This window comes from Bilophila sp. 4_1_30 (genome assembly GCF_000224655.1).
GTDB classification, from domain to species: Bacteria; Desulfobacterota; Desulfovibrionia; order Desulfovibrionales; family Desulfovibrionaceae; genus Bilophila; species Bilophila wadsworthia.
This window is the reverse complement of the sequence record NZ_JH114231.1, coordinates 41968-48774: the sequence shown is the minus strand read 5'-3', so window position 1 is coordinate 48774 and position 6807 is coordinate 41968. Positions and strand designations below refer to the sequence as shown.

Sequence of the window (6807 nt, the reverse complement as noted above, 5' to 3'; positions counted from 1 at the left end):
GCTTCCGGGCAGACTGCCGGAACCCCGGCGCAACAGGCCATCCTCGCCCACCTGACCGCCCAGACGCCCGGCCCCCTCGACACCACCGCCGGGCTCAAGAGCGACGGCATGGCCTCAACCATCGACCGCATCGCGTCCCTGTAAGGAGCCGACCATGCAGGAAATCGCATCGTACAAGCGCCGGGTCTTCCTGAAGGACCACCCCGTGGTCACGCAGCGCATCGTGCTTTCGAGCGCCGGAGCCGCCCAGACCCTGCTCGCCGGAACCGTCATCGCCGCAAAGACCGTCACGGCCACCTCCGCCACGACCGTGGGGGCCTACGCCAAGCCCGGGGAAGGTGAAACCGCCGCCCTGCTCGGCGTGCTGGCCGAAGACGTCGCCATCCCCGCCGAGGGCGACGCCTACGCGCTCGTCTATGTCCACGCCGCCGTCATCGCCTCCGAGCTTATCTGGGACGACGGCGTTTCCGCCGCCGATCAGCAGGCGGCCCTCACCGAACTTCGCAAGGTCGGCGTCTTCGCCGGAGATGCATAAGGAGAAACCAATGGCCGACATCGACTACTTCGATTCCCGCGTCCTCACCGGCGTCATCAACAGGCGTCCGGTCAAATACGATATTTTCGGCAACATGTTCCGCCGTCAGGCTCCGAAGGCCACCGAGCTGTTCGAGCTGCACGTCGTTTCCCGCGGCGTCTCCATGCTCCCCTCCATCACCAACGCCGCCGGGGGCACCATGCGCAGCGGGCGCGAGGGTGCAGCGTTCGCGGTCAAGGCCCCGCGCTTCCGCCCGAAACGCCTGTTCAAAGCCGCCGACCTGCTCAAGCACGCCGGAGGCCAGACGCCCTACGACCTCAACGTGAACCCCGTGGAACGCGCCATCGCCGAAGACATGGACGATCACCGCGCCGACATCGACACTATGGTCGAGATCATGTGCGCGCAGGCCATCGTCCACGGCAAGATCGACCTCTTCGACGCCGTGGAAGGCAAGGTGGTCAAGACGTTCACCGTCGACTTCCGGCGTCCGCAGGCCCACACCGTCGTGCTCGAAGGCGCGGCCCAATGGACCGGCGCGTCGTCCGACCTGCAGGACTCCCTCCAGACCTACGACGAAATGATTCAGGAGGAGGCCAACCTCGGCGCGACCGACCTCTACCTTGGCCGCAAGGCGTGGGCCGCCTTCAGGAAGCACCCCGACGTCCGCGACGACCTTGACCGCAACAACATCAACATCGGCCAGCTCTCCCCGAGCATCCAGAGCAAGTTCAAGGGCATCTGGAACGGCCTGCGCATCTGGCTGGTGACCGGCACCTACAAGGACATCGAAGGCAAGGTCCAATACTACCTCGCGCCCGAATATGCCCTGCTTGCCGCATCCGACGCCGAGAACGTCATGGAGTTCGGCCAGCCGATGGACGTGGACTGCTCCGGCCCCGTGGAAATCTTCTCCAAGCAGTTCAAGCAGGACGACCCCTCCGGCATCTTCACCATCGCCGAGTCCCGCCCCCTGCCGTGGCCCAAACAGCCCGGCGCGACCGTGCTCATCAAGGCGGTGGCGTGATGGACGAGACGGCCAAGGACGTGCGCCTGCACGTCACCCTTGATGACGGCGAGCATCTCTTCCTTCCCGGAGAAGCGGTCACGCTGGACGCGAGGAAAGCCGACGCGCTCATCCGCGAGGGCTACGCCACGCCGCTGCATGCCGCTGCCCCCGTGCCCGCGCAGGCCCCAAAGAAAGGCTCTAAAAAAGAAAACCATATGGCCGACGGCAGTCGCACCGCGTGCGGCTCTTCGAATGAGGAAAGCGCGCAAGCGGAACGTGATTCCGCTTGCATGGATGCGCCCCAAGGAGACGAACAATGAGCGCCGACTTCAACATCGCCTACAACCCTGTCCGCACGTTCGAGGGCGACTGGTGCAACGTCCCCGGCGACAAGGGCGGGGAGACGTATGCGGGCATCGCCCGGGCATTCTTCCCGGATTGGCCGGGCTGGCATTTCATCGACGCGGCCAAGGCGCACCCCTCTTTCCAGCAGGGCAGCCTCGCCTTCTCGCGCCACCTGACCACCCTTCCCAATCTGGAGGACCTCGTCACGGCGTTCTACCGGGTCCAGTGGTGGGACAAGATGGGCCTTGCCCGCTGGCCCCAGCTGGTAGCCAACGAACTGTTCGAACAGGCCGTCAATCTGGGCCGGGGCGGTTCCGGCAAGCTCCTCCAGCGCGTGTGCAACGCCATGAACTACGTCCGGCGCAACGGCAAGGAACAGCGGCTCTTTGACGACCTCGACGAAGACGGGGCCGTGGGGCCGAAGACCGTCAAGGCCCTCGCGCTGGTGCTTGAATACCGCGCCGAAAGGGACGTGGTCCACGCGCTGAATGCCGCGCAGGGCAAGAAATACCTCGACATCGCCGCGGGCAGCTTCTCGCAGCGCAAATTCCTCGCGGGCTGGATGACCCGCGCCGTGTAGGGGGCCATCATGGATTTTTCGGCATTGCTGGATACCCAATCCGGCGTCTTCGCGCAGGGGCTGGCCGCCCTGTCCGGCGTATGCGCGTTTATCTGCGTGTTCCTGCCAGCGCCCACGGAACGGTCCGGCGCGCTCTACCGCCTCGTGTACGGCCTGCTCAACTGGATCGGCTGCAACAAGGGCAAGGCCAAGAACGCCGACGACACGGCCAATGGCGGCAAGTGATGTCTGGGCCGCGCTTGTCCGCATCCTTCAACTGTTCCTTGAAGGTTTTCGGGACTACCGCCGCCAAGCTCGCACTCGCGCTGTGCGCTCTGGCCCTGCTGACCAGTGGCTGCAACGCCGTGGCGGGACGGACAAGCGCCCTGCCCCCGGCTCCGGCGACGCCGGGAGCCCTCGTGACTGACGGATGGGCGTACAGGGAGGCCGGACAATGGAAAACCGTGACCGGGGAATGGGTTCACCTCCCGGATCAGGAGGCCGGGGAGCTGCAACTGTGGATCGAACAGGCAGAGAGCATCTGATCATGAAGTATATCCAGTCGGTTATCATCCCGCTGCTTGTCGCCATCCTTGTCGGCATCGGTTCCTCCGCCGTCACCAGCGCGATCTACATCGGACGGATGGACGAGCGCCTGTCGAGCCTCGAAAACACGCAGGCCCGGCACGAGGGCATGTTCACGACCCTGCGCGACCGCACGGACGACCACGAGCGCCGTCTGGCCAAAACCGAAGCGACGATGGACGCCGTGTCGCTGGACCTGCGTGAAATCAAGGCCGACGTAAAGTCGCTTGTCAGGGGGACTCCATGAACCGGAATTTCTTTGAAGAAGCCCTCGCCTTCGACGTGCGGCATGCCTTCCTGAACCCCGCCGAGTTCGGCACTCCCATGAACGTGGACGGCCTCGACACCGTCGGCATCTGGGATGACGCCGTGGCCCCCGCGGAAGGCCGCTATGAAAGCGCCGTGGAGACGTGGGGCGTGCACCAGCTGCGCCGCACGCTGCAGGTGCCGTCCGCCGGGGAAGGGGCTGTCCCGCTCCCCCGGCCCCGGCAGGACATGCGGATCGACGGCACCCTCTGGACCGTCGGCGATGCCGTGGACCTGCACGGGCTCATCAGGATCAACCTGTACCGCAACGGGAGCTGACATGATTGAAATCAGCATCAGCGATGAAGATTTTTCGCGGGCGTTGCGCCAGCTCAAGAGCGTGCCCTACGGCATCCAGAAGGCCATGTATCCGGCTGTTGCCGAGACGATGCAGCATATCCGAGAGGAGCTTATCCAGTATTTGGCATCAAGTGTTCCTCTGCCGAAAAATGAGTTGAAGAAAGCGGTTAGACGCACTTCAGTTACCAACTCTAGGGATTCTGTCTCCGGCAGTATTTCCGTTCTGAGTAGCGATGGCATTCCACTCATTCACTATGATGTTGAAGAAAAAACACCTACGGCCCACCCCGGGATGCGTCCGTACCAGTGGCCAGATTTTACCTTTGCCTTACGCAAGGGGGAACGACGCACGGGGAGAAGCATCATTAAAGGTATTGGGCTTCCGTTCGTTGCCGTAATGCCTAAAAGCGACCACATGGGTGTGTTTTTTCGAGTTATTTCTAACTCAAATAAAAATGCTGGGGATGTTGTACTCGGTCAATTGTTTGGCCCTTCAGTTCAGTACCATGTAGCAACTCCTGAAGCGGAATCTATGGTCGAGCGTGAATCCGAAGAACGTCTTCCAGTTATTCTGGCTCGTTACGTTCAGCAAACGCTGGCTCTGGAGGCCGCGAAATGAACACGCGCATCCTGCCCGCCCTGAAAGCCTGCCTGACGGACGGCCTCGCCGACCTGCACCTGCTCGGCCAGACCGCCGAGGACGACGCCGTGCAGCCCGTACAAGTCTTTATCGGAGACCTGCCTCCGCCCGAGAATGGCCGGAAACCCTTTCCCTGCGTCATCCTCGTGCCTGTGAGCGGCCACCATGAAGAGAGGGGAGAAACCGCCGTCATCGCGCTCATCTGCTGCGTCTACAACCCGGAACCGGGCGACGCCGAGGGCGCGGAACAGGACTTGGCAATCCTTATGTCCGGCATCACCCGCGTACTCGGGGCCTGCCGGGAAACGCCGCTGGAACGGCGCTTCCAGCTCGTGCCCGATCACCGGGGACGGCTGCTGGCATGGGAAAAGGCCGAAACAAACCCGAAGCCCTTCCTTCAGGCGGCCATGCTGTCGCACTGGACCATGAAGGGCTGGGAATAAAAGGAAAAACTATGGATACGGAAAAGAAGGCGAAAACGACTCCTCCACTCCCTGAAACGCTCATCTACCTCGGACCGACATTCCGCCAGCCTGTACTGCTCATGTACGGCAGTGTGTTCCGGGGAGGCATTCCCAGCCACCTTGGAAAGCTGTTTGCCGATCCTGACGTGAAAGCCTGCTTCCTCCCGCTGGACAAGGCGGGCGAGGCCCTGCGCGGCATGCGGGAAAAGCAAGGCTTCTTCACAACCCACGAGCGCGTCAGGCGCAACCACATCAAGGGGTAACCATGTACAATCACGGCGTCTACTGGGAAGAGACCGCCACCGGCATCGTCGCGCCGGTGCGCGTGGACGTCTCCCTCCCGGTTATCATCGGCACGGCCCCGGTCCACAACCTGCCCGAAGGCACGGAACGGCCCGTCAACAAACCGCTGCTCATCTTCTCGATGGCGGAATTCACGGCCCAGCTCGGCGCGCCCGGCGAGGACGAAACCGGCTTCACCCTGCACGAGGCCGCCAGCGTCTACCTGTCGCGCTACGGGGTGGCCCCCATCGTCTGCATCAACGTCTTTGATCCGGCGAAGCACGCCGCGCCCGCACAGGGGGAAACCCCGACCAAGCCCGACGTCTCCAAGGTCACGAAGGCCGACGTCATCGGCGGCATCGACGCTTCCACCGGAAGCCGCACCGGGCTGGAACTCGTGGAGGAAGTCTTCCCCCGCTTCGGGCTGGTCCCCGGCCAGCTTCTGGCCCCCGGCTTCTCCGACGACCCGGCGGTAGCCGTGGTCCTCGGCGCGAAGGCCGCGAACATCAACGGCCACTTCAAGGCGACCGGCCTTGTCGATGTCCCGGCCAGCGTGGCCCAATATACGGACGTCCCGGCATGGGTGAAGGACAACAACCTTACTGACCCGGCCCTGCAGATCTTCTTCGGCTCGCCGGTCTTCGGCAACGCCGTCGAGCACGGCTCCGTGCATCTGGCCGCCACGGTCGCCAGCCGCGACACCGACAACGAGGGCGTGCCCTACTGGTCGCCGTCCAACCGCCGGATGCTCTGCAACGGCCTGACCCACGCGGGCAGGGAACTGGCCCTCACCCCCTCCGAGGCCGCCTACCTCAACGGACAGGGCATCGTCACCGGGCTCAACTTCACCGGCCAGATGACCGTCTGGGGCAACCGCACCGCCGCCTACCCCGCCGTCACCGACGTGAAGGACACCTTCATCCCCGTGCGCCGCATGTTCAACTACATCGGCAACACGCTGGTGCTGACCGCGTGGCAGTTCACCGACTCGCCCCTGCGCCGCCGGTTCATCGAGCAGATCTGCGACTCGTTCAACCTCTGGCTCAACGGCCTCGCGGCCCGGGAATACATCCTCGGCGGCAAGGTGGCCTTCCTCGCCGGGGAAAACCCGAGCACCGACCTCATCGACGGCACCGCCCGGTTCCACGTCTTCATCGCGCCCCCGCCCCCGGCCCGGGAAATCCGCTTCACGCTGGAATACGACCCGTCCTACCTGACCAACCTCTTCGCCGAGTAAGGAGACGCCATGAACCTTCCCTCCGCAAACGTCATCCCCGACAAGCTCATCAACGCCAAAGTCTATATGGAAGGCAGCTCCGCCCTGCTCGGCGTGGCCGACATCGAGCTGCCGAGCCTCGAATACGTCACCGAGTCCATGAGCGGGCTCGGCATCGCCGGGGAACTGGACACGCCCGTCATCGGGCACTTCAAGGCCATCAGCCTGAAATTGAAATGGAATACGGTGAACGAGAACGCCGTCACCCTGCTCGCGCCGAAAACGCACCAGCTCGACGTCCGGGCCAGCGTGCAGAAGTTCGACGCCGGGAACGGCGAGTTCGGCACCGACGCCGTGAAGCTGGTGGCCCGCACCGTCCCCAAGAAATTCGGCGTCGGCAAGGCCGAACCGGGCAAGAAGATGGATTCGGAAACCGAGCTTGAAGTCAACTACCTCAAGCTCTCGCAGGGCGGCAAGGAACTGGTGGAGATCGACAAGCTGAACTTCATCTGCACCATCGCCGGAACCGACTACCTCGCCCAAGTCCGCGGCGACCTCGGCATGGA

Annotated in this window: 13 protein-coding genes; all 13 read left to right on the top strand. The window is 63.7% G+C overall.

What is annotated here, in order from left to right; translation table 11 throughout:
* Window positions 1-154 precede the first annotated feature (154 nt).
* Window positions 155-535: a head decoration protein gene (locus tag HMPREF0178_RS00255; RefSeq protein WP_009367894.1), complete on the top strand. Its 381-nt coding sequence runs from the start codon at window positions 155-157 to the stop codon at window positions 533-535.
* Between the two features lie 10 nt (window positions 536-545).
* Window positions 546-1562 carry a major capsid protein gene (locus tag HMPREF0178_RS00250; protein ID WP_009367893.1) on the top strand — a complete coding sequence of 339 codons (1017 nt, stop codon included), beginning with the start codon at window positions 546-548 and terminating at the stop codon, window positions 1560-1562.
* Window positions 1559-1864 carry a hypothetical protein gene (locus HMPREF0178_RS00245; protein ID WP_157134845.1) on the top strand — a complete coding sequence of 102 codons (306 nt, stop codon included), beginning with the start codon at window positions 1559-1561 and terminating at the stop codon, window positions 1862-1864. Before HMPREF0178_RS00250 ends, HMPREF0178_RS00245 begins: the two co-directional genes overlap by 4 nt.
* The gene (locus HMPREF0178_RS00240; protein WP_009367891.1) at window positions 1861-2469 is read left to right on the top strand and encodes a glycoside hydrolase family 108 protein; all 609 of its coding nucleotides are present in this window, start codon (window positions 1861-1863) and stop codon (window positions 2467-2469) included. The genes HMPREF0178_RS00245 and HMPREF0178_RS00240 overlap by 4 nt, the downstream gene beginning before the upstream one ends.
* A gap of 9 nt (window positions 2470-2478) precedes the next feature.
* On the top strand, window positions 2479-2694 hold the full coding sequence (locus tag HMPREF0178_RS00235; protein ID WP_009367890.1) for a hypothetical protein: 216 nt from the start codon (window positions 2479-2481) through the stop codon (window positions 2692-2694).
* Window positions 2694-2993, top strand: a complete 300-nt coding sequence (locus tag HMPREF0178_RS00230; protein WP_009367889.1) for a hypothetical protein — start codon at window positions 2694-2696, stop codon at window positions 2991-2993. The genes HMPREF0178_RS00235 and HMPREF0178_RS00230 overlap by 1 nt, the downstream gene beginning before the upstream one ends.
* A 2-nt stretch (window positions 2994-2995) precedes the next feature.
* Window positions 2996-3280, top strand: coding sequence for a hypothetical protein (locus HMPREF0178_RS00225; protein ID WP_009367888.1), 285 nt, complete (start codon window positions 2996-2998; stop codon window positions 3278-3280).
* Window positions 3277-3618 (top strand): hypothetical protein, encoded by a 342-nt coding sequence (locus HMPREF0178_RS00220; protein ID WP_009367887.1) that lies wholly within the window; start codon window positions 3277-3279, stop codon window positions 3616-3618. The genes HMPREF0178_RS00225 and HMPREF0178_RS00220 overlap by 4 nt, the downstream gene beginning before the upstream one ends.
* Window position 3619: 1 nt before the next feature.
* A complete protein-coding gene (locus HMPREF0178_RS00215) occupies window positions 3620-4258 on the top strand; it encodes a hypothetical protein (RefSeq protein ID WP_009367886.1) in 639 nt (212 codons plus the stop codon).
* A complete protein-coding gene (locus tag HMPREF0178_RS00210; protein ID WP_009367885.1) occupies window positions 4255-4722 on the top strand; it encodes a hypothetical protein in 468 nt (155 codons plus the stop codon). Before HMPREF0178_RS00215 ends, HMPREF0178_RS00210 begins: the two co-directional genes overlap by 4 nt.
* Before the next feature lie 11 nt (window positions 4723-4733).
* Window positions 4734-5006 carry a hypothetical protein gene (locus HMPREF0178_RS00205; protein ID WP_009367884.1) on the top strand — a complete coding sequence of 91 codons (273 nt, stop codon included), beginning with the start codon at window positions 4734-4736 and terminating at the stop codon, window positions 5004-5006.
* A gap of 2 nt (window positions 5007-5008) precedes the next feature.
* Window positions 5009-6262 (top strand): hypothetical protein, encoded by a 1254-nt coding sequence (locus HMPREF0178_RS00200; RefSeq protein ID WP_009367883.1) that lies wholly within the window; start codon window positions 5009-5011, stop codon window positions 6260-6262.
* A gap of 9 nt (window positions 6263-6271) precedes the next feature.
* The coding region (locus HMPREF0178_RS00195; RefSeq protein WP_009367882.1) for a phage major tail tube protein at window positions 6272-6807 on the top strand (536 nt) is incomplete at its 3' end.